Origin of the sequence: Rhodococcus sp. CX (assembly GCF_015865005.1) — a bacterium.
In the GTDB taxonomy this organism is placed as follows: Bacteria; Actinomycetota; Actinomycetes; order Mycobacteriales; family Mycobacteriaceae; genus Rhodococcus.
This window is the reverse complement of record NZ_JADZGH010000071.1, coordinates 16,663-43,568: the sequence shown is the minus strand read 5'-3', so window position 1 is coordinate 43,568 and position 26,906 is coordinate 16,663. Positions and strand designations below refer to the sequence as shown.

Annotated in this window: 23 protein-coding genes and 2 pseudogenes; 22 read left to right on the top strand and 3 right to left on the bottom strand. The window is 65.7% G+C overall.

Annotated features, from left to right (window positions below; translation table 11 throughout):
- From I0Q12_RS32335 to I0Q12_RS07895, 3 genes and pseudogenes are all read left to right on the top strand, one after another.
- A pseudogene (locus I0Q12_RS32335) lies at nt 1-522 on the top strand (transporter); the annotation flags it as partial.
- A gap of 25 nt (nt 523-547) precedes the next feature.
- On the top strand, nt 548-1,993 hold the full coding sequence (locus I0Q12_RS07900; RefSeq protein WP_197251405.1) for an aldehyde dehydrogenase: 1,446 nt from the start codon (nt 548-550) through the stop codon (nt 1,991-1,993).
- 40 nt (nt 1,994-2,033) lie between these two features.
- Nucleotides 2,034-4,462, top strand: a pseudogene (locus I0Q12_RS07895) (CaiB/BaiF CoA transferase family protein).
- A gap of 75 nt (nt 4,463-4,537) precedes the next feature.
- Here I0Q12_RS07895 and I0Q12_RS07890 read toward each other — a convergent pair.
- Nucleotides 4,538-5,776: a cytochrome P450 gene (locus tag I0Q12_RS07890; RefSeq protein WP_197251404.1), complete on the bottom strand. Its 1,239-nt coding sequence runs from the start codon at nt 5,774-5,776 to the stop codon at nt 4,538-4,540.
- A gap of 479 nt (nt 5,777-6,255) precedes the next feature.
- Here I0Q12_RS07890 and I0Q12_RS07885 point away from each other — a divergent pair, with 479 nt between their 5' ends.
- From I0Q12_RS07885 to I0Q12_RS07810, 16 genes are all read left to right on the top strand, one after another.
- The gene (locus I0Q12_RS07885) at nt 6,256-6,732 is read left to right on the top strand and encodes a cupin domain-containing protein (RefSeq protein WP_197251403.1); all 477 of its coding nucleotides are present in this window, start codon (nt 6,256-6,258) and stop codon (nt 6,730-6,732) included.
- Between the two features lies 1 nt (nt 6,733).
- A complete protein-coding gene (locus I0Q12_RS07880; protein ID WP_197251402.1) occupies nt 6,734-7,921 on the top strand; it encodes an LLM class flavin-dependent oxidoreductase in 1,188 nt (395 codons plus the stop codon).
- A gap of 51 nt (nt 7,922-7,972) precedes the next feature.
- Complete coding sequence (locus tag I0Q12_RS07875) at nt 7,973-8,785, top strand: mycofactocin-coupled SDR family oxidoreductase (protein ID WP_197251401.1); 813 nt, start codon at nt 7,973-7,975, stop codon at nt 8,783-8,785.
- A 64-nt stretch (nt 8,786-8,849) separates the two neighbouring features.
- Nucleotides 8,850-9,332 carry a Zn-ribbon domain-containing OB-fold protein gene (locus I0Q12_RS07870; protein ID WP_197251400.1) on the top strand — a complete coding sequence of 161 codons (483 nt, stop codon included), beginning with the start codon at nt 8,850-8,852 and terminating at the stop codon, nt 9,330-9,332.
- Nucleotides 9,329-10,504: a transporter gene (locus tag I0Q12_RS07865; RefSeq protein ID WP_197251399.1), complete on the top strand. Its 1,176-nt coding sequence runs from the start codon at nt 9,329-9,331 to the stop codon at nt 10,502-10,504. Before I0Q12_RS07870 ends, I0Q12_RS07865 begins: the two co-directional genes overlap by 4 nt.
- Nucleotides 10,505-10,520: 16 nt before the next feature.
- Nucleotides 10,521-11,138 (top strand): lipocalin-like domain-containing protein, encoded by a 618-nt coding sequence (locus I0Q12_RS07860; RefSeq protein ID WP_197251398.1) that lies wholly within the window; start codon nt 10,521-10,523, stop codon nt 11,136-11,138.
- The gene (locus tag I0Q12_RS07855) at nt 11,114-11,794 is read left to right on the top strand and encodes a TetR/AcrR family transcriptional regulator (RefSeq protein ID WP_197251397.1); all 681 of its coding nucleotides are present in this window, start codon (nt 11,114-11,116) and stop codon (nt 11,792-11,794) included. Before I0Q12_RS07860 ends, I0Q12_RS07855 begins: the two co-directional genes overlap by 25 nt.
- Before the next feature lie 6 nt (nt 11,795-11,800).
- Nucleotides 11,801-13,219: an aldehyde dehydrogenase family protein gene (locus tag I0Q12_RS07850; protein WP_197251396.1), complete on the top strand. Its 1,419-nt coding sequence runs from the start codon at nt 11,801-11,803 to the stop codon at nt 13,217-13,219.
- A 45-nt stretch (nt 13,220-13,264) separates the two neighbouring features.
- The gene (locus tag I0Q12_RS07845; RefSeq protein ID WP_197251395.1) at nt 13,265-14,455 is read left to right on the top strand and encodes an SRPBCC family protein; all 1,191 of its coding nucleotides are present in this window, start codon (nt 13,265-13,267) and stop codon (nt 14,453-14,455) included.
- Nucleotides 14,456-14,494: 39 nt separating this feature from the next.
- Complete coding sequence (locus tag I0Q12_RS07840) at nt 14,495-15,925, top strand: MFS transporter (RefSeq protein WP_197251439.1); 1,431 nt, start codon at nt 14,495-14,497, stop codon at nt 15,923-15,925.
- A 33-nt stretch (nt 15,926-15,958) separates the two neighbouring features.
- Complete coding sequence (locus I0Q12_RS07835) at nt 15,959-17,788, top strand: amidohydrolase family protein (protein ID WP_197251394.1); 1,830 nt, start codon at nt 15,959-15,961, stop codon at nt 17,786-17,788.
- An 86-nt stretch (nt 17,789-17,874) separates the two neighbouring features.
- The gene (locus I0Q12_RS07830) at nt 17,875-18,045 is read left to right on the top strand and encodes a DUF1059 domain-containing protein (protein ID WP_374068626.1); all 171 of its coding nucleotides are present in this window, start codon (nt 17,875-17,877) and stop codon (nt 18,043-18,045) included.
- 195 nt (nt 18,046-18,240) lie between these two features.
- Nucleotides 18,241-19,122, top strand: coding sequence for an SDR family NAD(P)-dependent oxidoreductase (locus I0Q12_RS07825; protein ID WP_197251393.1), 882 nt, complete (start codon nt 18,241-18,243; stop codon nt 19,120-19,122).
- 5 nt (nt 19,123-19,127) lie between these two features.
- Nucleotides 19,128-19,361 (top strand): ferredoxin, encoded by a 234-nt coding sequence (locus tag I0Q12_RS07820; RefSeq protein ID WP_197251392.1) that lies wholly within the window; start codon nt 19,128-19,130, stop codon nt 19,359-19,361.
- Between the two features lie 37 nt (nt 19,362-19,398).
- Nucleotides 19,399-20,622, top strand: coding sequence for a cytochrome P450 (locus I0Q12_RS07815; RefSeq protein WP_197251391.1), 1,224 nt, complete (start codon nt 19,399-19,401; stop codon nt 20,620-20,622).
- Nucleotides 20,623-20,718: 96 nt separating this feature from the next.
- Nucleotides 20,719-21,948: a cytochrome P450 gene (locus I0Q12_RS07810; RefSeq protein WP_197251390.1), complete on the top strand. Its 1,230-nt coding sequence runs from the start codon at nt 20,719-20,721 to the stop codon at nt 21,946-21,948.
- 57 nt (nt 21,949-22,005) lie between these two features.
- Here the strand turns inward: I0Q12_RS07810 and I0Q12_RS07805 are convergent, their stop codons facing one another.
- Together I0Q12_RS07805 and I0Q12_RS07800 are read right to left on the bottom strand one after the other, a co-directional pair.
- Entirely contained in the window at nt 22,006-23,157 is a 1,152-nt protein-coding gene (locus I0Q12_RS07805) for an acyl-CoA dehydrogenase family protein (RefSeq protein ID WP_197251389.1), read from the bottom strand.
- A gap of 54 nt (nt 23,158-23,211) precedes the next feature.
- The gene (locus I0Q12_RS07800) at nt 23,212-24,381 is read right to left on the bottom strand and encodes an aromatic ring-hydroxylating dioxygenase subunit alpha (protein ID WP_197251388.1); all 1,170 of its coding nucleotides are present in this window, start codon (nt 24,379-24,381) and stop codon (nt 23,212-23,214) included.
- 163 nt (nt 24,382-24,544) lie between these two features.
- On the opposite strand from I0Q12_RS07800, the gene I0Q12_RS07795 reads away from it, so the two are divergent.
- The 3 genes from I0Q12_RS07795 to I0Q12_RS32330 all read left to right on the top strand — a co-directional run.
- A complete protein-coding gene (locus I0Q12_RS07795) occupies nt 24,545-25,531 on the top strand; it encodes a GNAT family N-acetyltransferase (RefSeq protein ID WP_197251387.1) in 987 nt (328 codons plus the stop codon).
- 247 nt (nt 25,532-25,778) lie between these two features.
- On the top strand, nt 25,779-26,603 hold the full coding sequence (locus tag I0Q12_RS07790; RefSeq protein WP_197251386.1) for a mycofactocin-coupled SDR family oxidoreductase: 825 nt from the start codon (nt 25,779-25,781) through the stop codon (nt 26,601-26,603).
- A 19-nt stretch (nt 26,604-26,622) separates the two neighbouring features.
- Nucleotides 26,623-26,906 (top strand): aldehyde dehydrogenase family protein (locus tag I0Q12_RS32330; RefSeq protein ID WP_231610236.1); only part of this gene is annotated, 284 nt, incomplete at its 3' end.

Genomic DNA, 26,906 nt, shown 5'->3' with positions numbered 1-26,906 from the left:
CGCGCCAAGACGCTGCGCCCCGATCCTGCCTACCTGCTCGCCGGTGCGCAGGGGGCACCCGGCGGCTTCTCCGAGCTGATCGACAACGACCTGGGCGAGCAGTACATGTCCGCCGGATTCGGTCCCGCCAACAACGGAAAACCCGGTGTTGCACAACGACTCTGGGCCGGAGCCGGATTGGGTCCCGACGACGTCGACGTCGTGCAGGTGTACGAGAACTTCAGCGGCCCCGCAGTGGCGGCGCTGATCGATCACGGCCTGTGTCCCCCGGGGGAAGCGGCCGGCACGTTCATGACGGTCGAGAACCTCACCGCACCGGGCGGCAAACTCCCGATCAACACCAGTGGCGGCAACCTCGCCGACTCGTTCGTCAACGGCCTGAACCTCGCGGTCGAAGCGGTCCGCCAGATCCGCGGCACCTCGACCAATCCGGTGGCGAACGCGAAGACGTCGCTGTTCATCGGCGGCCCGATGGCGCCGCTCGTGAGCTCGGTGCTGTTCGGCCACGAAGACACGCTCTGACCGTCACCCCCGCGAAAGGCACGACATGAACGACCTGAACAGGAACGAACTGTTCATCGGCGGCCGGTGGGTCGCGCCGAAGTCCGGTGCCACCACCGACGTCATCGAGGCGGCCACCGAGAAGGTGCTCGGTACGTCGGCCCTGGCATCCGAGGCCGACATCGACGAGGCGGTCGCGTCCGCGCGCGCCGCGCTGACCGGCCCGTGGGCCGCGCTGACCAACGCCGAACGTGCCGACCTGCTCGACCGGTTCGCCGCAGCGCTGAAGGCCCGGGGCCGCGACACCGCCCGGCTGGTGACCCGCGAGAACGGCATGCCGATCGCACTGTCGAACGGAGTCAACGGCTTCGGCCCCGCGGCGATGTTCTCGTACTACGCCGGCCTGATCCGCGAGGCGGCCGACGAGGACGTGCGGCCGAGCGCATTCGGCGGCCGGACCGTCGTGCGCCGGGAACCCGTCGGTGTGGTCGCGGCGATCACGCCGTGGAACTACCCGCAGCCGCTGGCGGCGATGAAACTCGCCCCCGCTCTGGCGGCGGGATGCACGGTGGTCCTCAAGCCGGCACCCGAGACCGCACTCGACGCGTTCGCATTCGCCGACGCTGCGCTCGAGGCGGGCCTGCCCGCGGGCGTCGTCAACGTCGTCCCCGCAGATCGCGAGGCCAGCGCCTACCTGGTCGCACACCCGGGTGTCGACAAGGTCGCGTTCACCGGATCCACCACCGCGGGGCGCGCGATCGGCGAGGTCTGTGGTCGCCTGTTGCGCCCGGTCACCCTCGAACTGGGCGGCAAGTCCGCGGCGATCGTCACCGAGCGCGCCGACCTCGACGTGTTCGCGAAGAACCTGCTCGAGGTGTCGCTGGTGAACAACGGCCAGACCTGCCACGCGAGCACCCGGGTCCTCGCGCAGCGCTCGCGCTACGCCGAGGTGGTCGAGGCCGTAACCGAGACGGTGCGGGCGCTGACCGTCGGCGATCCGCTCGACAAGGCGACGAACATCGGGCCGCTGGTGTCGGCGGCGCAGCGTGAGCGCGTGCTCGGCTACATCGAGGCCGGCCGCGCCGACGGCTACCGCATCACCACCGGTGGCGGGCGCCCCGCGTCGCAGTCCGTGGGCTGGTTCGTCGAGCCGACCGTGTTCACCGATGTCGACAACTCCGCGCGCATCGCGCAGGAGGAGATCTTCGGCCCGGTCCTGACCATCACCCCGTACGGCGACGAGGACGAAGCGGTGTCGATCGCCAACGACTCGGAATACGGCCTCGGCGGCACGGTCTGGACCACCGACGAACAGCACGGCCTCGACCTGGCCGCACGCATCCACAGCGGCACCGTCGGAGTCAACTACTACGCCCTGGATCTCGCGGCGCCGTTCGGCGGCGTCAAGTCGTCGGGGCTGGGCCGCGAGCTCGGGCCCGAGGGACTGGCGCCGTACTTCAACGCGAAGTCGGTGTACTTCGGAACTCGCTGATGCGCGCGGGATCTCGCGGCAAGCACACACTTTGGAGCACATGATGGCACTTCCACTGCAGGGTGTCCGGGTACTGGAACTGACGGACGGATTCGGCGACGCCGCAGGCAGGTTTCTCGCGGACCTCGGGGCCGAGGTCGTCCGGGTCGAACTTCCCGGCGGATCGGCCGGGCGTTCGGCGCAGCCGGTCCGGAACGGAGTGAGTGTTCCGTTCGCGCTGCGCAACGCGAACAAGCTCGGTGTCGTCCTCGACCTCGACGACGAACAGGACCGGGAACGGCTGCGCGCACTGGCGCGGCGATCGGACATTCTCCTCGACTCGTTCGCGCCGGGCTTCCTCGCGGCGCGGGGCGTCGGCGCCGAGGATCTGTGCCGGATCAATCCCGCGCTCGTGGCCGTGTCGATCACCGGTTTCGGGCAGGACGGTCCGTACCGCGACTGGGCGGCGACCGAGCAGGTTCTCTACGCGCTCAGCGGCGTGCTGTCGCGGTCCGGTGAACCGGGGGAGGAGCCGCTGCTGCCACCCAACGGCCTGATCGACGAGTCGGTGGCCGTGCACACGGCGTGGTCGGCTCTGCTCGCCTACTTCGACCGCCTGCACACCGGACGGGGACAGACCGTCGACGTCTCGGCGTTCGAGGTCGTCACGCACGGCTTCGATCCCGGCTTCGGTGTGCAGGGGTCCGCTGCCGCCGGCCGCTCCGAGGACTTCCCGCGGGGCCGGCCCGACGCCGCCAACTTCTATCCGGTCTACCGGTGTGGCGACGGTCAGGTGCGCATCTGCCTGCTCGCCAAGCGTCAGTGGCGGGCGATGTTCGAATGGCTCGGTGAGCCCGAGGAATTCGCGGACCCGAAGTACGACACGATCCCCGCCCGGTTCGCCGCGTCCGATCGTCTCAACCCGCTCATCGAGCAGTTGTTCAGCACTTACACCCGTGACGAACTCGTCGCCGAAGGCGCTGTCCGCGGTATCCCGATCGGTGGGCTCAACACCGTCGCCGAGGTACTGACGACCGAGCACTTCGACGCGTCCGGCACCTTCGTCGACACCGAGATCGCGCCCGGCCTGACCGCACGGGTTCCGTCCGGCTACGCGAAGATCAACGGTGACCGGGCCGGGATCCGCACTCGCGCACCGGAACCCGGTGAACACAACGAACAGGTCTTCGGGGCGGCCGCCGACGATGCGCGTGACCCGATCCCCGCGCCGCGCCGCGAACCGGGCACACGCCCGTTCGAGGGCCTGCGGGTTCTCGACATGGGTGTCGTCGTGTTCGGCGCGGAACTCGGGCGTCAATTCGCGGACAACGGCGCCGATGTCATCAAGATCGAGAACTCGAACTTCCCGGACGGCCTGCGCCAGTCCAAGCGCGGCGCCGCTCTGGCCGCGTCCGTGGCGTGGGGCCACCGCAACCGGCGCAGCCTCGGGCTGAACCTGCGCAGCCCCGAAGGCATCCGCATCTTCAAGAAGCTCGCCGCCGAGGCGGACCTCGTGCTCGCCAACTTCAAGCCCGGCACCCTCGCCGCGATGGGCCTGTCGTACGACGAGCTCGCCGCGATCAACCCGCGCATCATCGTCTCCGAGAGCAGCGCCTTCGGCAGCGTCGGACCGTGGAACAAGCGCCTCGGGTACGGGCCGCTGGTGCGGGCGGCCTGCGGTGTCTCGGCGCTCTGGCGGTACTCGGACACCTCCGACGGGCTGTGCGACGGCTCCACCGTCTACCCCGATCACATCGCCGGGCAGGTCGCCGCGACCACGATCCTCGCCGCGCTGATCAACCGGCTTCGTACCGGGCGCGGCGCCGCAATCGAGGTCGCCCAGGCCGATGTCGCGATCGTGCAGTTGGCCAATCAGCTCGTCGCGGAGTACCTCGAGCCGGGATCTATTCACGCACCGGGCAATTCGGATCCGTACTCGGCGCCGTCCGGGGTGTACTCGTGCGCGGGTGACGACGAGTGGTGTGCCGTCACCGTCCGCGGTGACGAGGACTGGGTCCGGCTGTGCGAGGTCCTCGGACGGTCCGAGCTGGCCGACGACCCGCGTTTCGCGACCGCCGACCGCAGGATCGAGAACCGTGCCGAGGTCGACGAGGTTCTCGCGCAGTGGATGGCGCTGCGCATGCCGACCGAGGCGATGGAGGCGTTGCAGGCAGTCGGCATCCCCGCTGGGCGATGGTCCGGTTGCCGGAGTTGCTGACGAATCCGCAGCTCGTCGCCCGCGGTGCGTACACCGAACTCACCCACGAGTTGTTGCCGGCGTCGCTGCCGACGGCGAAGCAGGTGGCGCACTTCTCGGCGTTGCCGGCCTGGCCGCTGCGGCAGGCGCCGGCGCCCGGACAGCAGACGCGGGAGATCTGCGAGACCGTGCTCGGCCTGAGCGCGCCCGAGATCGACGCGCTCGTGCGTGACGGGGTGCTGCAGCCCCCCGCCGACGATCCGGCGCTGTCGCCGGTTCCCTCCACAGTGTGACGCAAGCCCGAAGGTCCCCGGAGTTTTCCTCCGGGGACCTTCGTCGTTGCGGACCCGTCGGCGGCCCGGCGGATCTCAGCGCGTCGACGGCGTGAACGTGATCGGAAGCTTCGCGCAGCCCCGGACCTGTGACGAATGGAAGACGGCGGGATCACCCGGGACGAGGGCGTAGTCGGGAATCCTCGAGTGGATCTCTTCGAGGGCCAGCGTCAGCTCGAGCCGCGCGAGGTGGGAGCCGAGGCAGCGATGAGGACCGGCACCGAATCCGATGTGACGATTGGGATGTCTCTCGATGCGAAGCTCGTCCGGGCTGTCGAACTCGTCGTCGTCACGATTGGCGGCGGTCATCACCACCAGTAGTTGATCGCCGGCCTTGACGGAGACACCGCCGATCCGAACGTCGCGGGTTGCGCGCCGGCCAGCGCTCGTCGCGGTCTCGATGCGCAGAATCTCCTCCACCGCCGACGGGATCAGCGTCGGGTCGTCGACGATCGCCTCGCGCTGCTCGGGATTGCGCGACAGGTGGATCAGTCCCCACGCGAGAGCGCCTTGGACGGTATGCAGCCCCGCGACCAGAAGCAGGAAGAACATTCGGCACAGCTCCTCGTCGGAGAGTGGCCGGGGTGTGCCTTGGATGTCGAGAGGGGTGTTGATGATCTGCGCCGTGAGGGTTTCGGAACGGTTTTCGCCGGATCGGACCTGCGCAACGACCCGCCCGAAGTACTCGTAGATTTCGGCGGCGGCCTTCGCGCGGGCCGCGGCGGATTCCTCTTCGGTCGCACCGGGGATGCCTTGCAGCGTGATGTCCGTCCACTCCGTGAACTGCGGTGCGTCGCCCAATGGCCACCCCATGAGAGCAAGGAAGATTCGAGTCGGCAATTCGTGTGCGAACTCAGCGATGAACTCGCATTCGCCCTTGTGCGCGAACCGGTCGATCAGCTCGCTGATGATTCTTCGGATCTCGGGTTCGAGCGCCTTCATACGTTTGGGGCTGAACAGTGGCTGCAAGGCCTGCCGGTAGTAGCTGTGTTCGGGCGGGTCGAGTTCGAGCGGTAGGAATTTGCCCTGTGCGGCATTGAGTAGATTGTTCGGGAAGCTCGAGAACGTCTCTGCATCCTGGAGGACCTGGAGGGCTTCCTTGTACCGCGTGACGACCCAGTGCCCGCCGTGGTGCGGGGAGTAGAGGATCGCACCCTGCCTGCGTAATGCGGCGACGCGTTCCTGAAAGACGTCGGTAGGCACGGCCAGGGACGGATCGTAGACATCGAAGTCGGTGATCAGGTGAGCGGGAATATCGGTCTGTGTCGTGATCATCGGTGATCCTTCGCGAGGGGAGTGGTCCGGGAGATCGCCTCGGTGAGGTGGCTTCCGGGGAGTCGGCCGAGGGCGCGCGGTGACAAGCGCGGGAGCTGCCATGAGAGGGGAATTGCCTTGGGAAGAAAGGCGATTCCCCTGGGAAGAAAGTAGATCAGCGATTTCCCGCTGGTCAACAGTGTAGATGTCTCGGGTCCGCGATTTCCTGGATTCTGCCGAACCGCTCGCTCCGCTTGACCGATTAACCGATAGCATTTAGATTGAGTGATGTGATCTGAAGCACTCCGATGTGTGCGGGTCGCGTAGCGCACGAGATGTGCGGTGGTGCTTCTTGTGTGTTCGACCGGGTTGAAACCCGTTGTAGGACAGTTCATGTGCCCGCGTTGGCGGCACGGATCCGATATCGACCCGAGTTCCCTTCGGCGCAGCTGCTTTTCGAGAATCTGCGCCGCTACAGAGTTGTCTCCCGGAGGTCGGAGATGAGTTTTCGACGTGTGATCGCAATGGAGCGGAACGGTGCGGCGGTGCTCGTGGCCGACGAGAAGATCGACAGGATCCACGCCGCCGGCATCGACCCGATCTGGCGCACCGAAGGCATTCCCGAGGTTCCTGATCCCGGTGCGATACCGGACACCGTCGGGTTTCCGGATCCCGGTGGAGTGTGGGTGATCGGCTGGGTCCTCGAACCCGGGCGCATCGGCGACAACGACAACGGAATCGTCGTCATGGACGATGACGCACCGGGTTTTCACCGCACCGATTCCGTTGACGTCCATGTGCTTCTGGAAGGTTCGCTCGTCCTCGAGCTCGACGACGGGGTGGAGGTCGAATTGAATGCCGGCGACACGGTGGTCGTCAACGGCAACAAACATCGATGGCACAACCGCGGTGAACGGACGGCCCGGGCCATCGTCACCATCTGCGGCGCATCACGCAACTATCGACAGGAGACCTGACATGAATTCGACAACTGCGAAGCCTGCGCCACTGAAGTGTGGAGTGTTTCTTCCGCCGTATCACAACCCTCGGCGTAACCCTACGATGGCGATCGAACAGGACCTCTGCCACGTCGAGGAGCTTGATCGACTCGGATACGACCAAGTGTGGTTCGGGGAGCATCACAGCGGCGGATACGAGGTCGGGCCGTCCCCGGAACTGATGATCGCGGCGGCCGCGCAGCGAACGTCGCGCATCGAGCTGTGCAGCGGCGTCATCTCCCTTCCCTACCACCATCCGCTGATGGTTGCCGATCGAATCACCTTTTTGGACCACATGACTCGTGGCCGAATCCGCATCGGGGTCGGGCCCGGCGCGCTGGTGGCGGACTCGCAGATGATGGGTATGGACTACAACCTCCTGCGGCCGCGGATGGAAGAAGCCCTCGACGCCATCCTCGAACTGCTCACCACGCCCGGTCCGATCGACAGGAAGACGGAATGGTTCTCGCTCGAGGATGCCCGGGTCCAGCTGGGCCCCTACTCGTATCCCGGCGTCCCGATCACCGTCGCAGCGGCGATGTCGCCGTCGGGCCCGAAGCTCGCCGGAAAGTACGGGCTCGGTCTGCTGTCCATCGGTGGAACCGGTGCGAAATCGGTCGAATTGCTCGCGCAGACTTGGGATATCACCACCCGTGAGGCGAACGAGCACGGGCAGACGGTGAATCGGAAGGATTGGGCGGTCGTCGGCAACATCCATATCGCCGATACCTTCGAACAGGCAGTAGAGGACACCCGATACGGGTTGCGCGACTTCATGGACTACCGCCACGTCGTCACCCCGATGAAGATGATCGAACCCGGCGAGGAGGTCGCACACGAGGAACTCGTCCGGCGCGTCAACGAGTCAGGCTACGGCTGCATCGGCGACGCGAACGACGCCATCGCCTACATCCGCAAGATCATCGACCGCACAGGTGGTTTCGGCACCTTCCTTGCGACGGCGCACGATTGGGCGGAAACCGAGGCGACCTCGCGCATGTACCGCATCCTCATGCGAGATGTCATGCCGCACTTCAGGGGAACGTGCGAGCCGCTCCTGAACTCGTACCACTGGACGCAGGCGCGCAAAGATGGCTTCAGCGAGCGTTTCGCGACCGGCATCAGCCAGGCGACGCAGGACTACGAGCGCGCGAAGAGCACCCGCTAGCCGGTCCGGAAGTTCCCACACCGAACCCATGTTTCGACACCAGGAGAATCGATGACGTCACTCGACGGAAAAGTAGCTGTGATCACCGGTGGGGCACGAGGCCAGGGACGTTCCCACGCGCTCACCCTTGCAGCCGCGGGCGCGAAGATCGTCGTGTGCGACGTCGCCGCACCGATCGAGGAGGTGCAGTACGCACTCGCGACCCCGGAGGATCTCGAGGAGACGATCCGGTTGGTCAAGGAAGCCGGGGGCGAGATCGCCGGCATGCAGGCCGATGTCCGGAGCAGTGCGGATATGAAGGCGGTTGCGGAGTTGGCCGTGTCGCAGTTCGGCCGGATCGACATTCTGCTGGCCAACGCGGGTATTCACGATCATGCCGAGTCGACGATCGAGATCGACGACGACGCGTGGCAGACGATGCTCGACGTCAACCTCACCGGCGCGTGGAAGGCCTGCAAGGCCGTCGTGCCCGTGATGATCGAGGGTGGTCGGGGTGGATCGATCGTGATCACCTCGTCGGTGGACGGATTGGGTGCTTCACCGTCGTGGGGTCACTACGGTGCCGCGAAGCACGGTCTTCAGGGCCTGAAGGACACCCTCGCGTTCGAGCTCGCCGACCACAACATCCGGGTCAACACGGTCAACCCGACCGGAGTCAACTCGCCCATGGCGACCGGCCTGTCGAAGGTGCTGCCGCACGTGGTGCGTAAGTGGAAGCACAACGACCGAACGAACCTGCTCGACGTCATGATGCTCGAACCCCAGGACATCTCGGATGCGGTGCTGTGGCTCGTGTCCGATGCCGCGAAGTATGTCACCGGGATCGACCTGCCGATCGATGCGGGATACCTGACCAAGCACTGACCGGACGTGACCTGCCCCAGCGGCAGAAGCAGACGTGCCATTTCACGAGAGCGGAGCGATTTCGATGACCCCGAGTGGCAGCGTGACCCGCGAGTTCCCGGCCACGGAGCTGGTCGGTCCGTACGCGGACGGCCTCGACCTGCCCTACTGGGAGGGGCTGCGGGCAGGGGAGCTGCGATTGCAGCGATGCGCCGCGTGTGACCTCTGGATCTGGGGCCCGCGCTGGATGTGCGGGCGGTGCAGTACGTTCGACCCGGACTGGGTCGCGGTGGAACCGCATGGACGGGTCTTCTCGTGGTCGCGGACCTGGCATCCGTTCGTCCCCGAACTGGCCGGCGACCTGCCGTACATCACCGTCCTCGTCGAACTGCCCCATGCCGGAGGGCGACGCGTTCTCGGTCTGCTGGCGGAGAGCGGCGACACCGGAATCGCCATCGGCGACCACGTCACGGGCGTCATCGCGCAGCCATCCGACGCGCCCTGGCCGCTGCTCCGCTGGCGCCGCGTGAGCGCATCGTCCGAGCCGGGGAAGGAAGCACAGCGATGACCGATACATTTCTCCGTGGTGCGGCGGCAGTAGTGGGCGTCAGCGAATTCCACTACAAGCGAGGGGAATCGCCCGACGGTGAGCTTCGGATGACACTGCGGGCCATCGTCGAAGCAGCTGCCGATGCCGGTGTTTCCCCACGCGATATCGACGGATTCGTCTCGTACGGCGGCGGCGAGAACGACGGGACCGTCGTGGGTGCCTCGCTGATGTCCCATCGGATCCGATGGTCCAACATGATCTGGGGTGGTGGCGGCGGTGGCGCCGCCGCGGCGATCACCAACGCGGCGGTCGCCATCGCAGCGGGTCAGGCACAGTGTGTTGTCGTTTATCGTGCTATGGCACAACATGATTCCGGAAGGCTCGGATACGCAAGGCATCATTTCGACGGTCACATGCTCCCGCACGGGGTGGGATCACCGGCCCAGGCCTGTGCGCTGCGAACTCGGCGGATGCTCGACCACGACGGTGTTCCCGAATCTGCTGTGAGGGCGTTGGTTCTCGCCGACTACTTCCACGCGCAGCAGAATCCGGATGCCGCGGCGTTCGGCCGCCCGCTCGACGAGCCGGCCTATGAAGCGTCCCGGATGATCGTCGAGCCGTACCGTCTCTACGACTGCTCGCGTGAGAACGACGGAGCCGTAGCGTTGATTCTGGTCGCCGCAGACCGCGCCGAGAAGCTTCATCCGAACCCCGCCTACGTACTGGCCGGGGCTCAGGGTGCGATGGGTGGGTACGCCACCGACACGGAGAACGATCCCGACTACAGCTCGGCCGGCTTCTCCGGATCCTCCGGCGTCGCCGAAACCCTCTGGAAAAATGCTGGACTCGGCCCCGACCAGGTCGACGTGGCCCAGGTCTACGAGAACTTCAGCGGTTCCGGAGTGGCCGCACTGATCGATCACTCGCTGTGCCCGCCCGGAGCCGAGGCAGGCAAGGTGATGACCGTCGAGAACCTGACGGCCCCGCACGGGCTTCTCCCGGTGAACACCAGCGGCGGCAACCTCGCGGATTCGTTCGTGAACGGAATGGGGCTGGCTGTGGAGGCCGTCCGCCAGGTGCGTGGCACCTCCACCAACCAGGTGCCCGACGCGAAGGTCTCCCTGTTCATCGGCGGGCCGATGGCCGCACTCTCGAGTTCGATCCTTCTCTGCACGCGTGACGTGCTGTGAGTGGAGAGGAAGCAGAATGAGTATCGACGCCGGTATCGGTGGTCTGTCGATCGCCGAGCGCATCGTCGGGGCCTGGGAACTCGTCGAGTACTCGACGACCTCCGACGGCGGGAAGGTCGACCACCCGCTGGGAGCCGACGCTCGCGGTCTGATCGTCTACTCGGCGGACGGATTCATGTCGGCACAGATCATGCGTCCCGGCCGCACCCCGTACCGGTCGCGCAACGTACACAGCGGTGAGACGAGCGAGCGAGGTGAGGCTGCCGGCGGGTATCTGGCGTACTCGGGCCCCTATCACGTCGACGAGGACAACGCCGCGGTCTGGCACGAGATGACGGTATCGCTGTACCCGAACTGGATCGGCGACAACCAGAAGCGAGATGTGCGCTTCGACGGCGATCTGATGACGCTGTCCTCGGATCCGCTCGTGTTCCGCACCGTCACGTTGTTTCCGGCGTTGGTCTGGCGCCGCGTAGCGCCTCGGATGGGACGGGCGGAGTCGTTGCTGCGGGCTGGTCGTCACGAGTCCGGCGCCAAGATGCAGACGACCCCGACGCAACGGCGCCGGACGGATGCTTCCGATTCGTTGTTCGATCGAAGGTGGGAACAGTGGGACGACCGACAAAACCCCTGATCAGTCGGAGTTCGGCGGTCGCAGCCAGTATCGAGATCATCGACACCGAAGGAATGGACGCGTTCAGTCTGCCCCGCGTCGCCAAGCAGCTGAATGTGAGGACCTCGTCGCTGTACCACCACTTCGCCGATCGTCGTGAACTCATGACGGAGGTGGCGAAGAAGCTGATGACGGAAGCGGTTCTCCCCGAACGTCCGCCGGGCACCCACTGGGTGGAGTGGTTCGTCGATCTCAGTCTCAACTACCGCGACGCGATCCTCCGGCGTCCCAATGCGGCACTGGTCCTGGTGCAGTTTCTTCCGCGGGACATCCTCACCGGCACCTACGAGAAGTGTGCCCGGATCCTCGAGGAAGGGGGCGTCCCTGCGTCCCTGCATGTGGTGATCCTGGACGGGCTGGAGAAGATCTCTCTCGCAACCACGCTCGGCGACCTCATGCGCGACCCGGTCGGCAGCAGGGAGGTATTCCCGAACGTCGACGAGCGCAGGCACCCCACGCTCACCCGTGCGCTGGACGCCAACGGCTGGTCGTCACGAGAGCTCTTCGTCGTGACGATCCGTGGGTTTCTCGCCGGCGTCACGAACGGAGCCGACCCCTACCCGGGAACCCGAATCGAACTACCCGGCCAAATTCGAACTACCGACGGAGCGGAGTAGACCGTTATGACACTCGACCTGTATGTGGACGGCGCATGGATCGCGTCGGCGAACGACGAACGTATCGACGTGGTGAATCCGACCACGGAAGCGCGGATCGGGAGCGTTCCCGCGGGATCCGCGCAGGACGTCGATCGTGCGGTGGCGGCGGCGCGGCGAGCCTTGGTGCAGTGGTCGCAGACGGCCCCGAGCGACCGGGCGGAGCTCGTCTCGCGTCTGGCCGACGAACTCGAGCGGCGGCAGGACGAGATCACGGACATCGTCGTGGCAGAGGTCGGCACCCCGCGCCGGGTCGCTCGGTGGGCTCAGGTCGGACTGGGCATCATCGACCTGCGCGAGGCGGTGTCCGCCGCCGCCGACTTCCCGTGGGAAGCGCCGCTGCGCAACTCGTTGATCGTGCGGGAGCCGGTCGGCGTGATCGGGTGCATCACCCCCTGGAACTACCCGCTGCACCAGATCACCGCCAAGATCGGCGCCGCGCTGGTGACCGGGTGCACGGTGGTCGTCAAGGCCAGTGAGGTGGCCCCGTTCACCGCTTGTGCTCTTGCGGAAGCGGTCGCCGCAGTCGGAATCCCGCCCGGGGTGTTCAATCTCGTGCACGGGTACGGACCCATCGTCGGCGAAGCCATCGCCGTTCACCCGGACATCGACATGGTCAGCTTCACCGGATCCAACGAGGTGGGCAAGCGAGTCCTCGAACGGGCCGCCGGAACCGTGAAGCGAGTATCGGTCGAACTGGGCGGAAAGAGCGCGGCCGTGCTGCTCGACGACCTGAACGACGAGGAGTTCGCGCGGGCGGTCTCCCACACGGTGCGCGCCTGCTTCATGAACGGCGGACAGTCCTGCAACGCGCAGACCCGGATGGTCGTCCCGCGCTCTCGCCTGGCAGCGGCCGAGAAACTCGCGGCGCAGGCGGTTGCCTCGTACCTGCCCGGCGACCCGACCGACGGCGACACCAAGCTCGGACCGATGGTCACCGCAGCCCAGCGTGAGCGGGTCCTCGGCTACATCCGATCCGGCATCAAGGAAGGCGCGAGACTGGTCGTCGGGTCGGTCGATGCGCCCGTCGGCACCGGATTCTTCGTGGAACCGACCGTGTTCTCCGACGTGGACCCGGAATCCACGATCGCACAGGAGGAGATCTTCGGACCGGTGCTGTCGATCATCGCCTGCGACACGATCGAGCAGGCCGTCGAGATTGCGAACGGCACGATCTACGGGATCGCCGGTGCCGTGTGGTCCGGCGACCTCGAGCGTGGGAAGTCGGTGGCCCGCAGGTTGCGTGCGACCCAGATCGAGGTCAACGGCGGAAAGTTCAACGGCGCAGCGCCGTTCGGTGGTTTCAAGCAATCCGGACACGGGCGTGAGGGCGGGGTGTTCGGCCTCGAGGAATTCACCGAGATCAAGAGCCTGCAGCTTCCGTGACGGTCGTACGGCACCCCGCAGAGGCCCCGCGAAGGAGTGAGCACCATGGTCTACACCGACCTGTCCTACGACGAGACGACGAAAGCGGGCTTCGCCCGCGCGATGTTCGACCACCTCGACAACGGCACCACCGACATGGCGCCGGGGATCCTCGAGATCGATCCCCGCATCTACACCGATCCGGAACTCGCGGCCCGGGAACGCAGTGAACTGTTCGGGCACATTCCGATCATCGCGGCGCACAGCACCGAACTGCCCGGCAGGAACGACTTCGTGACCGTCCAGCTGCCGAACAACGAGGTCGTTCTCGTCCGCCAGGCAGACGGAAGCGTGCGCGGATTCGTGAACACCTGCCGGCATCGAGGAGCCAGGCTGGTTCCGGACGAAAAGGGTTCGAAGCGAACGTTTTCCTGTCGGTACCACGGTTGGGCATACGGGGCCGACGGCGGTCTGCGATCGATCGCGGACGAGTCGACGTTCGGGATGGTGGACCGCAGCTGCATGGGCCTGCTGGAGGTCCCGGTCGAGGAGCGGCACGGGTTCGTCTGGGTCGTCGACTCGGCAGCGGACGGCCGCAAGATCGATATCGAAGCGTGGCTCGGGCAGGAGTTCGACGACTCGCTCGCCGCCATGGAAATGGACGAGTACACCTGCTACACCGTCGGGAACTTCGACGTGGACATCAATTGGAAGGTCCTGATGGACGCCTTCCTCGACGGCTACCACATCACCTCGACGCACGCCGGAACGGTCGCCCCGTACTTCTACAACAACGCCCAGTCATGGCAGCCGATGGGCAGGCACGGGCGAATGGTGACTGCACGCAAGAGCATCGACTCGGTTCGCGGCGGGGCACCCGCAGAGGTGCCGATCGATCGGCACATCACCGTGGCGCACTTCCTGATGCCGAACATGTCGGTACTGCGTCAGCCCGACCATCTGGAAGTGCTGAACTTCGTCCCGGCTCCGGGCACCGCTGTCGGGACACGGATGCAGATCCGTCTCCTGACTCGGGAACCGGCCGTGACGGACGAGCAGAAGGCGCGGTGGGACAAGAACTGGAACATCCTCATGGCGGTGCTTCGTGACGAGGACCTCGTCGTCAACGAAGGACTCCAGAGGGCCGTGTCGAACACGGATCTGGGACCACTGCTCTTCGGGCGCAACGAGATTGCAAACCAGCATTTCCATCGGTGGATGGCACGTGCATTCGCGGATCCACAGAAGTGGGGATGAGAGTCGGGTTTCCGGCAGGCCGGCTCCGTCGGTGCCGTCCTGCCGGTCGACAAACGTTCCCGCCGTCACTCGTACAGCACCGATTCCGAATCTCGGATACTCACCCCTGAAGGAACCAACATGTCGCAAATCATCGGATCGGGGGAGGGGCGGGCCGTATCGGGTGCCCGCTCCGTGGTCCTCACCTGCCTGGCCATCACCATCCTCGACGGTGTCGACCTCATCATGTTCGGCGCAGTGCTGCCGACGCTGCTGGAGACCGAACAGTGGGGGATCACCACAGCAACAGCAGGACTGATCGGAAGTCTGTCCCTGTTCGGGATGATGGCCGGCGCCATGCTGGCCGGTTACCTCACCGATCGGATCGGTCGGCGGCCCGTTGTGCTCGCCTGCATCGTGAGCTTCAGCCTGTTCACCGGATTGTGCGCCATCGCTCCGAACCTGGAGGCGTTCGGTCTCTTCCGGTTGCTGGCGGGGCTCGGTTTCGGTGGAGCGCTCCCCACTCTCATCGCTCTCACACAGGAATACGTCAAGGTCGACCGACGGCAGTTCTACAACGGTGTCATCCAGACCGGCTTCCCCATCGGGGGTGTTCTGGTATCCGTTGCCGCCATCTTCATGATCCCGGCGTTCGGTTGGAAGGCGATGTTCGCAGCGGGTGGTCTTCTCGGCATCGTGTTGTTGGTGGTTGCATTCCGGTACCTGCCCGAGTCCATCGCCTTCCTCACCGGTAAGGGCCGCCACGAAGAGGCGCGCGCACTGGCGCAGCGGTACGCGATCGATGCGGGTGCCGAATCGGGCATGGCACTCGATCGGTCGCACAGCACGGGTGCAGCGCCGAAGTCCGGCCTGAAACTGCTGCTCGCCCCGGGCTTCCGGATCGCGACGATCATGTTCCCGCTCATCACCTTCTTCGGCCTGCTCGTCTCGTACGGCATGAACACCTGGATCCCTCAGATGCTGCGGGCTTCCGGCTACGATCTCGGATCGGCACTGACGTTCCTGCTCGCCTTCAACCTCGGCAGCGGGATCGGCATGGTCGTCATCACGGGTCTCGCCGACCGGCTGGGCTCCCGCCCGGTGATTTCGGTGAGCTTCATCGGTGGTGCGCTGGCGGTCTCGGCGCTGACGCTCCAGCCGGCGCAGGCGATCGTGTTCGGATTGGTTCTGCTGATCGGCTTCTGCGCCTCGTCCACGACGGGTGTCTACGGCTTCGTCGGGGTCTACTATCCGGCGGCGGCTCGTGGCACGGCGCTCGGGCTGGCGGTGGGTCTCGGGCGGTTGGGTGGCGTCTGTGGCCCCATCCTCACCGGCCTGATCATGAGTTCCGCCCTCGGAGCGGACTGGGCCTTCTACGCATTCGCGTTCGCCGGAGTTGCCGCAGCGGTACTGGTGGCACTTGTTCCCCGGAGGAATCGGGCCGATCGCGAGACACCCACGGTCGTCGACAGGGCCACCGAGCCGGCTTGAGCGCGACCCGTTCCGACAACCCAGGAGGGTGTTGTGTTCGATCTCTTGATCAAGAACGGCACGATCGCCGACGGTAGTGGCGAACCTGCCGTGGTGCGTGATGTGGCGATCGCCGACGGCAGGATCGTCGCAGTCGAGCCGAAGATCGCTGGGGATGCCCGTGAAGTGATCGACGCGACCGGCAAGCTGGTCACTCCCGGGTTCATCGATGTGCACACTCACTACGACGGTCAGCTCACGTGGGACTCCGAGCTGCTTCCGTCGTCGGGGCACGGCGTGACAACTGTTGTCACCGGCAACTGCGGAATCGGATTTGCCCCTGTTCGCAAGGGATCCGAGGATTGGCTGGTTGCCCTGACCGAGGGCGTGGAGGACATTCCCGGCTCAGCTCTCCACGACGGCATCACATGGGGCTGGGAGACCTTTCCGCAGTACCTGGACGTCCTCGCCGACCGTGAGTTCGCGGTGGATGTGGCCACCCAGGTTCCCCACAGTGCAGTCCGTGCATATGTGCTGGGAAGCCGCGCGGAAACGGACGAATCGGCTACCGACGAGGAGATCGCCGAGATCGCTCGCATCGTCGGCGAGGGTATCGGTGCAGGTGCGGTGGGCGTCGGTACTTCCCGGGTGGCGGCACACCGCGGGTCGGGTGGTGAGATCCTCCCGGGTACCAGGGCTGCGGAGGAGGAGTTGCTCGCCATGGCCTGCGCGATGCGCGATGCGGGTGGTGGTGTGTTCCAGTTGGTGCCCTCCGGGGTCGCCGGGGGTGTAGAGGGGCAGCCCGGCGAACAGTATCGGGCCGGGCTGGGTCGGCGTGATGCCAACACGCTCTCGTCGGAGATCGAGATGATGCGACGACTGCACCGGGCAACCGGGCAATCCATCACCTTCACCTTCGCCGAAAACCTCACGCTCGGCGCAGAGGAGTTCGCGAAGGCTCGTGCTCTTGTTGCGGAAGCGGGCAGATCCGGCGAACGCATCTACCCTCAGGTGGCGCCCAGGGCGATCGGCGGTCTGATCTCACTGGCGACCTACCACCCGTTTATGGGGCGTCCCGGGTATGTCGAGATCGCGGATCTTCCGTTGCCCGAGCGGGCACGCCGGATGTCGGAGCCGTCGGTGAAGGCACGGATCCTGGCGGAAGAGGACCTGCCCGTCGACTCCGGTGACCCGCGCAAACACACTCACCTGACGCTGCAGCGCAACCTCGCGAACATTTACAGCCTCCAGGATCTCGACTACGAACCGGACCCGAGCACGTCGATGGCGGAACGCGGGCGGCTCGAAGGGCGGGACCCGCTCGAGGTTCTCTACGACCAGCTGATCGCCGACGAGGGGCGTGCAATCCTCATCTGGTTCGCGACCGGCTTCCTTCACGGAAATCTGAACCGGATCGGTGAGTTTCTCGCCGATCCCCAGTACGTGATGGGTCTCGGAGACGGGGGAGCGCACGTTGCCTTCATCTGTGATGCAAGCTTCCCGACATTCCTGTTGTCGCACTGGGGGTTGCGTCGTCGGGGGCCACGGTTTGCGATCGAGGGTCTGGTCCGCAAGCTCACGAAAGATCTGGCCGACCTGTACGGGTTCGACGACCGTGGCACGTTGGCCGTCGGTAAGCGCGCCGATCTGAATGTCATCGACCTCGCGAGGTTGTCGTTGACGGCACCGCGGCTCGTCGCAGATCTGCCGTCGGGCGCCGAGCGGTTCATTCAGGAGGCGCGCGGCTACGTGGCCACGGTGGTCGCGGGCGTTGTGACGAGACGGGACGACCGGGACACGGGGGCGCGGCCGGGCCGGCTCTATCGAAGGAGGTCGGCGACCGTCCCCGATTCGGTGGTTGTGCAATCTACTCCCGTTAGATAACTTGGTGTGACGCCGCTCACGGACGTCGGTGCTTCCGGGCTTCTCGGTCGCGGACGTGCGGAGGGCGTCGCGATTGCACTGAAGGCGTGGAAAGGCTGTCCGGGATGAGAATGAAGACGAGATTGAGTTGTCCGTGCGGCGTAGCGATCACCGGCGTCGACGAAGACGATCTGGTGACGAAAACCCAGGCGCACCTGAGTGAGTCGCATCCGGGGATGGAGTACTCGCGCGACGAGATTCTGTTCATCGCGTACTGAAGACCTCGCGTACCGAACACCGTGGTCGGTTCGCCGACGGTCCGGCCGTCGGCGACCACCGTGTCTTCGCGGGTTGGTCCTGCTCGGGTGGCGGTCACGGCGCCGAGCCGTAGCGATTGACCGGAGAGGCCCGGAGAGGCACTGTCGTCCAACAACTTCCATTCATCTGTCACAGGTTCGAACAGAGGAGAGTCGATGAAACTCGAAGGCAAGGTCGCGCTGATCACCGGTGCAGGATCCGGGTTGGGGCGTGAGGCGTCGCAGCTGTTCGCGGCGGAAGGCGCGAAGATCGCGGTCGTCGACATCGATCCGGAGCGTGCCAAGGGCACGGTCGAGTTGGTCGAGAAGCAGGGTGGCACGGCCATCGCGGTCACCGCGGACGTGCGGGTGGAGCAGCAGGTGATCGACTCCGTGGCCGCGACGGTTGCGGCATTCGGCAAGCTCGACATCGCGTGGGCCAACGCGGGCATCGTGTCGCGTGGCGGTGTGCCGTCGGTCGCCGGTGGTGAGCAGGTCGAGTTCCAGGATCTGACGGATGCGGACTGGCAGGACGTCATCGGCGTCAACCTGTCGGGTGTGTTCTACACCGCGAAGGCCGCCGTGCCGGCACTGCGGGCCAACGGTGGTGGCGTCATTCTGGCGACCTCGTCGGCCGCGTCGTTCGTCGCATACCACAGCATCGCGGCATACTCCGCGACGAAAGCCGGTGTGAACGGGATGGTTCGGGGTCTGAGTCTGGATCTGGGCAAGTACGGGATCCGAGTCAACGCGATCGCCCCGACGCACGGAATGTCGCCGAACTTCCTGGCCCCGGCGGGTACGCCGGTGGTGGGGCAGTCGTACGAAGAGGTGGCAGGCCCGTGGGATCCGACCGTGTCGCCGATTCCGCTCAAGCTCAATCGTCCGCCGTCGCTGAAAGACAATGCGCGCGCAGCGCTCTTCCTGGTGTCGGACGAGTCGGCGTACATCTCGGGTGTCACGCTGCCGACGACCGATGGCGGCACGCTCTCCCGCGTGGCGATGATGTTCCCGGAGGACGGGAACAATCCTCCGCCGATGGTCACCGGCGAAGAGTAACGATCATGACTGCCCACGACACGGAAACGAAGCGCGGTACGCGCCGCCTCGTCGTGGATCGGTCGGTGTGCGCGGGCCACGGCCTGTGCTACAGCCGTTCCCCCGAGGTTGTCGACTGTGACGACTCCGGCTATCCGGTGATCCTCCAGGACATACTCGAGCTCGAGGAGCACATCGCGGCTGCCGAGGAGGCCGTCGCGGTGTGCCCCGAGCGAGCGTTGACGCTCGAATCCTCCTGAATTGCTCCGAAATACATCTGCTACCAAGGCGGACAGCATGACCGTGACAGACGACCGGTCGACACCCGTGGTCGACTTCGACATCTACGATCCGACACTCGCATACCCGGTGGACACCGTGCAGGAGAAGGTCGCCGAACTGGCGGCCAAGGGGCCTGTGGTCTACTCGACCGCGCACGGCGGCCACTGGATCGTCACCCGCTACAAGGAAGCCCACGAGGTGCTCCGCAACCCGGAGACCTTCTCGAGCTATCCGAACAACCTCGTCAACGCGGGCGACGGCAAATTCCTCCCGCTCGAACTGGATCCGCCGGAGCACACCGCCTACCGGGTGGCGCTGCAACCACTCTTCTCGCCCAATCGGATGAAGGCACTCACCGAGCAGATCCGCGCGGTGGTCAACGAGCTCATCGACGGATTTGCGGGTGACGGTGAGGCCGAATTCATTTCGGCGTTCGCACACGAGCTGCCCACCCGTGTGTTCCTGGCCTTGATGGACTGGCCGCTCGAGGACGCACCCATGTTCACCGAAGCCACCGACATCGCACTGATGGGTAAACCCGGTGCGAGTGAGGAAGAGTCCGCGCAGGCCCGCGCCGAAGCCGCGCAACAGATGTTCGGGTACTTCCAGAAGATTGTCGACGAGCGCCGCGCCAACCCGGGCGACGACGTCACGTCTGTCCTCATCCACACCGAGATCGACCTCGCCGACGGCAAGCGGTTGCTCACGGACGAAGAACTCACGCGCATGTTCTTCCTGCTGCTCATCGCGGGATTGCACACCGTGCAGGGATCATTGGCATGGGCGATCATCCATCTGGTCAACCGCCCCGGCCAGCGCGCGGCGCTGATCGCCGACGACGGGCTGATTCCCAGTGCGGTCGAGGAGATCCTTCGGATCGAAGCCGCGGTCGTCATGGGCCGGCGTGCGACACGCGACGTCGAACTCGGGGGAGTTCGGATCAAGGAGGGCGACCAGCTCATCGTCATGCTGTGCTCGGCCAACCGCGACGCCGACGAGTTCGACGATCCGGACACTCTGGATCTCGAGCGGACTCCCAATCGCCACTTGTCGTTCGGTGCGGGGCCGCACCGATGCCTGGGCTCGCACCTCGCACGACTCGAGCTGTCGATTGCACTCGAAGAACTGCACCGGAGGATCCCCGACTACGAACTGGTCGAATCCGATCCGCCGGTCCTGCACGCCACCCAGGTTCGCGGGTGCCTGCGCCTCCCGATCAAGTTCACTCCGGCGTCCTGATCGTCGGAACTTTCCGTGCCACCCGATCGGCGTATCGATCCTTCACGAACCCCGTGGACGATCGATGCGCCGATCGGCGTTCGAAGGGAGTTCTACTTGACTACTCACGACATCGCAACGGATCTGACGGTCGACTTCGACGTCTACGATCCTGCCCTTGTCGCGCCGGTCGACGTCTTCCAACAGAAGGCCGCCGAACTCCGCGTCCGAGGTCCGATCCTCTACTCTCCGCACTACGGCGGGCATTGGATCGTCACGCGCTACGCAGACATCTTCCGTATTCTGCGTGACGCCGAGACGTTCTCCAGCTATCCGAACAATCTCGTCGACGCCGGCCAGGGCAAATTCATCCCCGTCGAGATCGATCCCCCCGAGCACACGCAGTATCGGCAAGCGCTCCAGCCGCTGTTCGGACCGGCGCGAATGAAGGAGCTCGAGCCGCAGATCCGCGCGATCATCAACGAACTGATCGACGGCTTCGCGTCCGCAGGGCGATGTGAATTCGTCGCCGAGTTCGCGCATGCGCTGCCGACCCATGTCTTCCTGACACTCATGGGCTGGCCCCTCGCCGACGCCGAACGGTTCACCGAGTGGACCGATACTGCGCTCCAGGGTATTCCGGGGGCGTCCGAAGAAGAATCCGCCAAAGCGCGTGCCGAAGCGGCGGCGAGCGTGTTCGAGTACTTCGGTGCCTTCGTGGACCGGGTGCGGTCGGGGCAAGAAGACGCCGACAGCATCACCGCGCAGATCATCAACACGCCGATCCGCATGGATGGAGTCGAGCGGCACCTCACGGACGAGGAACTGCGTCGCATGTTCTTCCTGCTGCTCATCGCGGGACTGCATACGGTGCAGGGTTCACTCGGCTGGGCCATGGTGCACCTCGCGAACAACCCGGCGCAGCGGCAAGCACTCATCGACGACAGTGGTCTGGTGCCGGACGCGGTCGAGGAGATTCTTCGCATCGAAGCGGCCGTCAGCATGGGGCGCAGGGCCACCCGCGACGTCGAGATCGCCGGTGTGCAGGTCAAGCAAGACGATCAACTGCTGCTGTTGCTGTGCTCGGCCAACCGCGACGATGCCGAGTTCGACGATCCCGACGCGTTCGTGATCGATCGTGGGCCCAACCGGCACCTGTCGTTCGGGGCGGGCCCGCACCGTTGCCTGGGATCGCATCTCGCCCGTCTGGAGTTGACGCTGGCAATGGAGGAGATCCACCGCCGGATCCCCGATTACGCTCTGGTCCAGAGTGATCCGCCGCTCATGCACGGCACGTCGGTGCGGGGATGCGTGCGGCTGCCCCTCACCTTCACACCGGAATCCTGATCCGTAAGAGGGGGCGGGACCCGATCGGTCGGGTCCCGCCCCTTATTCCTTGGTGGATCAGGCCTTCATCAGATCGCGATGGATGATTTCCTTCATGATCTCGTTGGTGCCGCCGTAGATGCGCTGGATCCGGGCGTCGATGAACGCCTTGGCAACCGGGTACTCCATCATGTAGCCGTAGCCACCGTGGAACTGGACGCCGGCGTCGATGACACGGCCCTGCAGCTCGGTGGCCCACAGCTTCGCCTTCGACGCATCCACCGCGGTGAGGGTGCCCTTGTTGTACTCGCGCACACACCGGTCGATGTAGGTGCGGGAAACCTCCACTGCCGTCTGCAATTCCGCGAGGGTGAAACCCATGCCCTGGAATTCGCCGATGCGCTTGCCGAACGCGGTCCGCTCCTTGACATAGTCGAGCGTCCAGCCCATGACGGCCTCCGCGGACATCTGCGCGGCGATTCCGATCCCGAGCCGCTCGAGCGGCAGGCTCTGCATCAGATATCCGAAGCCCTGACCGAGCTCTCCGAGCAGGTTCTCCTTCGGAACGCGCACGTCCTCGAAGAAGAGTTCGGCGGTGTCCTGGGCGTGCAGACCGACCTTGTCGAGTTTGCGGCCGCGGGTGAAGCCGGGCATGCCCTCTTCGACGACGAAGAGGCTGAATCCCCGGGAACCCGCCTGGGGATCGGTCTTCGCGAAGACGATGACCAGGTCCGCGAGGATACCGCTGGTGATGAACGTCTTGGAGCCGTTGAGGATCCAGTGGTCGCCGTCGGCCACCGCGCTGGTGGTGATGCCGCGGAGGTCGCTTCCGGCGGCGGGTTCGCTCATCGCGATCGCGCCGATCGTCTCACCGGTGACGAACCCCGGCAGCCAGCGCTGCTTCTGCTCGTCGTTGGCGTGCCGGAGCAGGTAGTTGAGGACGATGTCGTCGTTGGTCGAGAAGCCGGACTGCAGGGCCGACGCACCGACCCGCGCGATCTCGGACTGGATCACGACGCGGAAGCGGTAGTCCGACTCGCCGGGGCCGCCGTACTGTTCCGGCACGCTCAGACCGAGCAGGCCCTGCTTGCCGGCGGCGAGCCAGGTGTCCCGGTCGATGAGCCGGTCGGCATCCCACTTCTCCAGATTGGGGACGACGTGCTTGTCGACGAAACCCCGAACCGAATCGCGGAACAGTTCATGGTCGTGTTCGAAGAGATCGCTCTCCACGTAAAGCCTCCTGGTGGCGGGGCGCCCGCAGGCGCCCCGCCGTCGTGTTCGGGATCAGTTCTCGCTGACCAGTTTCTGGATCTCGCGCCGGAAGACCTGGTTGGCGACCTCGTTCCGGCCGAGGAGCATGTTGCCGGCGTTGGCGCTGGCCATGGCCCGCTGCGAATCGCGCAGGATCGGGAAGTCCTCGTTGTGGAGGACGGCGATGAGGATCTCGACGTTCTTGTCCCAGAGCCGGTTCCAGCGCTCCTCGGTCATTCCGCTGTCCTCGACCGTCGGGCAGATCAAACGGATCTCCATGCGGCACAACTGTGGGTCGCTCGGATGCGGGCGGAAGGTGAGCAGCTGGAAGTGGTCGGGCTGGCGGAGCAGGGTGCTGTTGGGCCCGATGAAGTGGGTCTCGGTGGTGTGCTCGGCCAGGCTGCGGTCGCCGGGATCCTCCTCGATCCACCGGTCGATGGTCTTGCGCAGGTTCATGAACCGGCAGTGGTGACCGAAGTCCTCGAAGGACATCACGTTGGTGTGGATGTGCTTGGCGGCAGTGTTCGGGTGCGCGTACTGGATGTGGTAGCCGTCGAGGAACGCGTCCTGCATCAGCTTCCAGTTGACGGGCTCCTCGAACACCTGGACGCGGGTGCTCACCAGCTTGTCGAGGTTCTGCGAGGCCAGGATGGCATCCATCTCGGGTCCGAGCCAATCCGCGACGTCGATGGTGGCGTCGGCGTCGTCCACGACCCAGATGAAGCCGTGCCGTTCCTCGGTGGGGAGCTGGACGAGGTTGCGCTGGTCCCGGTCGGCCTCACCGAAGGTGTTGTCACGGGTGATCGTGCGCAGCGTGCCGTCGGTGTCGTACGACCAGCGGTGGTACGGGCAGGAGAAGAGGCGGCAACGGCCCTTCTCCTCCTTCTCGACCATGGCCCCGCGGTGGCGGCACTGGTTCACGAGGGTCTTGACACTGCCGTCGCGCTGGCGGACGACGATGACGTTGTTCCGCGGCATCTGCAGGGTGAAGAAGTCTCCCGCGCGAGGGATCTCGGACCCGTGCGCAACGATGGTCGGAACGCGACCGAACACGCGGTCACGTTCGAGCTTGGCCGTTGCCGGGTCGACGAATTCGCCCGGTTCGAACCAGGTGAGGTGCTCGTACTCGTCGGTGGTGTCGTTGCGCAGGTGGTCGAGCGCACGGCGAATGCGCTCCTCGCGGGGAATTCCGACCTCTGTCATGGCTGCCTCCAGGCGGTGGTTCGGATCGATGGCGCTAAATCTAACCCAAGTAGGTTTAAGTGTAAAGCCTGGGGATGCTCACGGAAGCGTTACGGACATTGCGGCCGTATACCGATGGGCATTAGATTTACGACAACGAACCGGCAGATGAGGAGCGGACAGGATGATCTCGTATCAGTGGTGTTCGGAATTGGATCCCGACGATCGCGACGAGGTGCTGGCGCTGGTTGCCACGGCCGCCGAGTACGACGAGGAAGCGGGCTTCTCCCGGATCCACGCCGCCGACGTCACCTCGACGAGCCGTGACGGCGCACGGGTGTACCACCTGCCGATCAAGGCACGCCGCGACCTGAGTGCCCGGGAGGACGCCCCGCTGGTGATCGTGGCGTACCTGCACCTGCACGTCGACGACGAGGGGCTCGGCACGGTGCAGTTCGTGGTCCATCCGGACTATCGGTCGCGCGGGGTGGCCACGATGCTCGTCGAGGAGATCGGCCTGGACACGACCGGGGACGGCGGCTGGGAAGGCACCGGTGCCGTGGCCCTGCGCTGCTGGGCGTACAGCACCCACCCTGCGTCCGAGCGGCTCACGCGACGTTTCGGCATCCCGGCGGTGAGCAGGCTCTGGACCCTGTTCCGGCACCTGTCCGGGCCGTTCGCGGTCCCGCTCGACGAGGCGGTTGCGCGCGAGGACATCACGATCGGCGAGCCGCGGCCGCTCGGGGACGCGGCGGTGTCGAAGGCGATCGACGAGGTGCTGGACTCGGCGTCGCTGGTGCCCGCCCAGCGTGAACGTCTCGCCGACGAGATCCGCCTCGGGTCCGGCAGCGTCGTCGCCGCAACCGATCCGTCCGGGGCGTGCGTGGGATTCGTCTGGTACGACCCCGCCCTGTTCACGCACAACGAATTGGACGCGGCCTCGATCCGAGCCCTCGTCCTCACCGAGGCCGCCCGGGGCGCGGGCGTCGGGACGGCCCTGCTCACGACCGCGCTCGGAGCGCTCCGCGAGGCGCGGGCGCAGATCGCCCTGATCCGCATCGATCCCGACGACGCGTCGGCGGTGCGCATGTGCCGGCTGATGGCGTTCGAGCAGGAGGACGAGCACTCCTGCTACCAGGTCGGCGAGTGGGCCGAGGTGCCCAGCTTCTGATCCTGCCGCACCTGGTGAGAGGGAGGTTGTGCGCGAAATCCTCGGGGATATCGCACACAACCTCCCTCTCGCCCGCCTTCCGCGGCAACGAGACAAATTACGAAGTGTGTTCGGTGTTGACCTAAAGGGTGTAGGCAACTACCGTCTGTGGTGTGGTTCACAGGCGATGAGGTGAGTCACCGCCTTCATCGCATTCATTCGTTGTCCCGCACTGCAGTCGGGACGTGCAATCCGCAGAGGAACAATCATGGGTCGACTCGAAGGCAAGGTCGCTTTCATTACCGGTGCTGCGCGGGGCCAGGGCCGCTCGCACGCCGTCCGGCTCGCCGAAGAGGGCGCGTCGATCATCGCGATGGACATCTGCGATCAGATCCCCACCGTGTTCTATCCGATGGCCACCAGCGACGATCTCGCCGAGACCGAGCGTCTGGTCAAGGAGGCCGGCGGCTCGATCGTCACGTCGGTGGGCGACGTCCGCAACCTCGAGGATGTCCAGCAGGCCTACGACGCGGGCATCGCGCAGTTCGGCAAGGTCGACATCGTGCTGCCCAACGCCGGCATCATGCCGGTCATCGGACCCGGTGAGCAGCGCCAGGCCTGGCACGACGCGATCGACACCATGCTCACCGGTGTGTGGCACGTGCTCGAGGTGACGGTGCCGGATCTCGTCGAGCGAGGCGAGGGCGGATCGATCATCATCACGAGCTCCGCTGCCGGGCTCACGAGCATCGGACTCAACACCCTGCCCGGTCAGGTCGGCTACACTGCCGCCAAGCACGGCGTCGTCGGACTCATGCGCATCTACGCGAAACAGCTGGCTCCGCACAGCATCCGGGTGAACACCATCCACCCGACCGGCGTGAACACCCCGATGGTCGCCAACGCCGAATACGGGGAATTCCTCACCGCCAATCCCGATGTGGCCGCGGACGAGTCCTACAAGAACCCGATGCCGGTCGAGCTGGTCGAGGCCGTCGACATCAGCAACGCCGTCGTCTACCTCGCCTCCGACGAGGCCCGCTACGTCACCGGTGTCACGTTCCCCGTCGACGCCGGCTACAACATCCGCTGAAGCGAAGGAGCTTTCACGCATGTCCACCACCGAAGCCACGACATCGACGATCCCGGCGATCGCCGACCGCGAGCAGGTGTTCATCGGCGGTCGCTGGGTCGACTCGACCGGCGACGAATGGGTCGACGTCGTCGACTCGTTCTCCGAGGAGAAGGTTGCGCGGGTACGCACCGCTACCGTCGACGACGTAGCCAAAGCGGTTGCAGCGGCGCGTGAGTCGTTCGACAAGGGCGAGTGGGCGTCGCGCACCATGGCCGAACGCGCCGATGTCATCGACGAGATCGCCGACCGCCTCGAACAGCG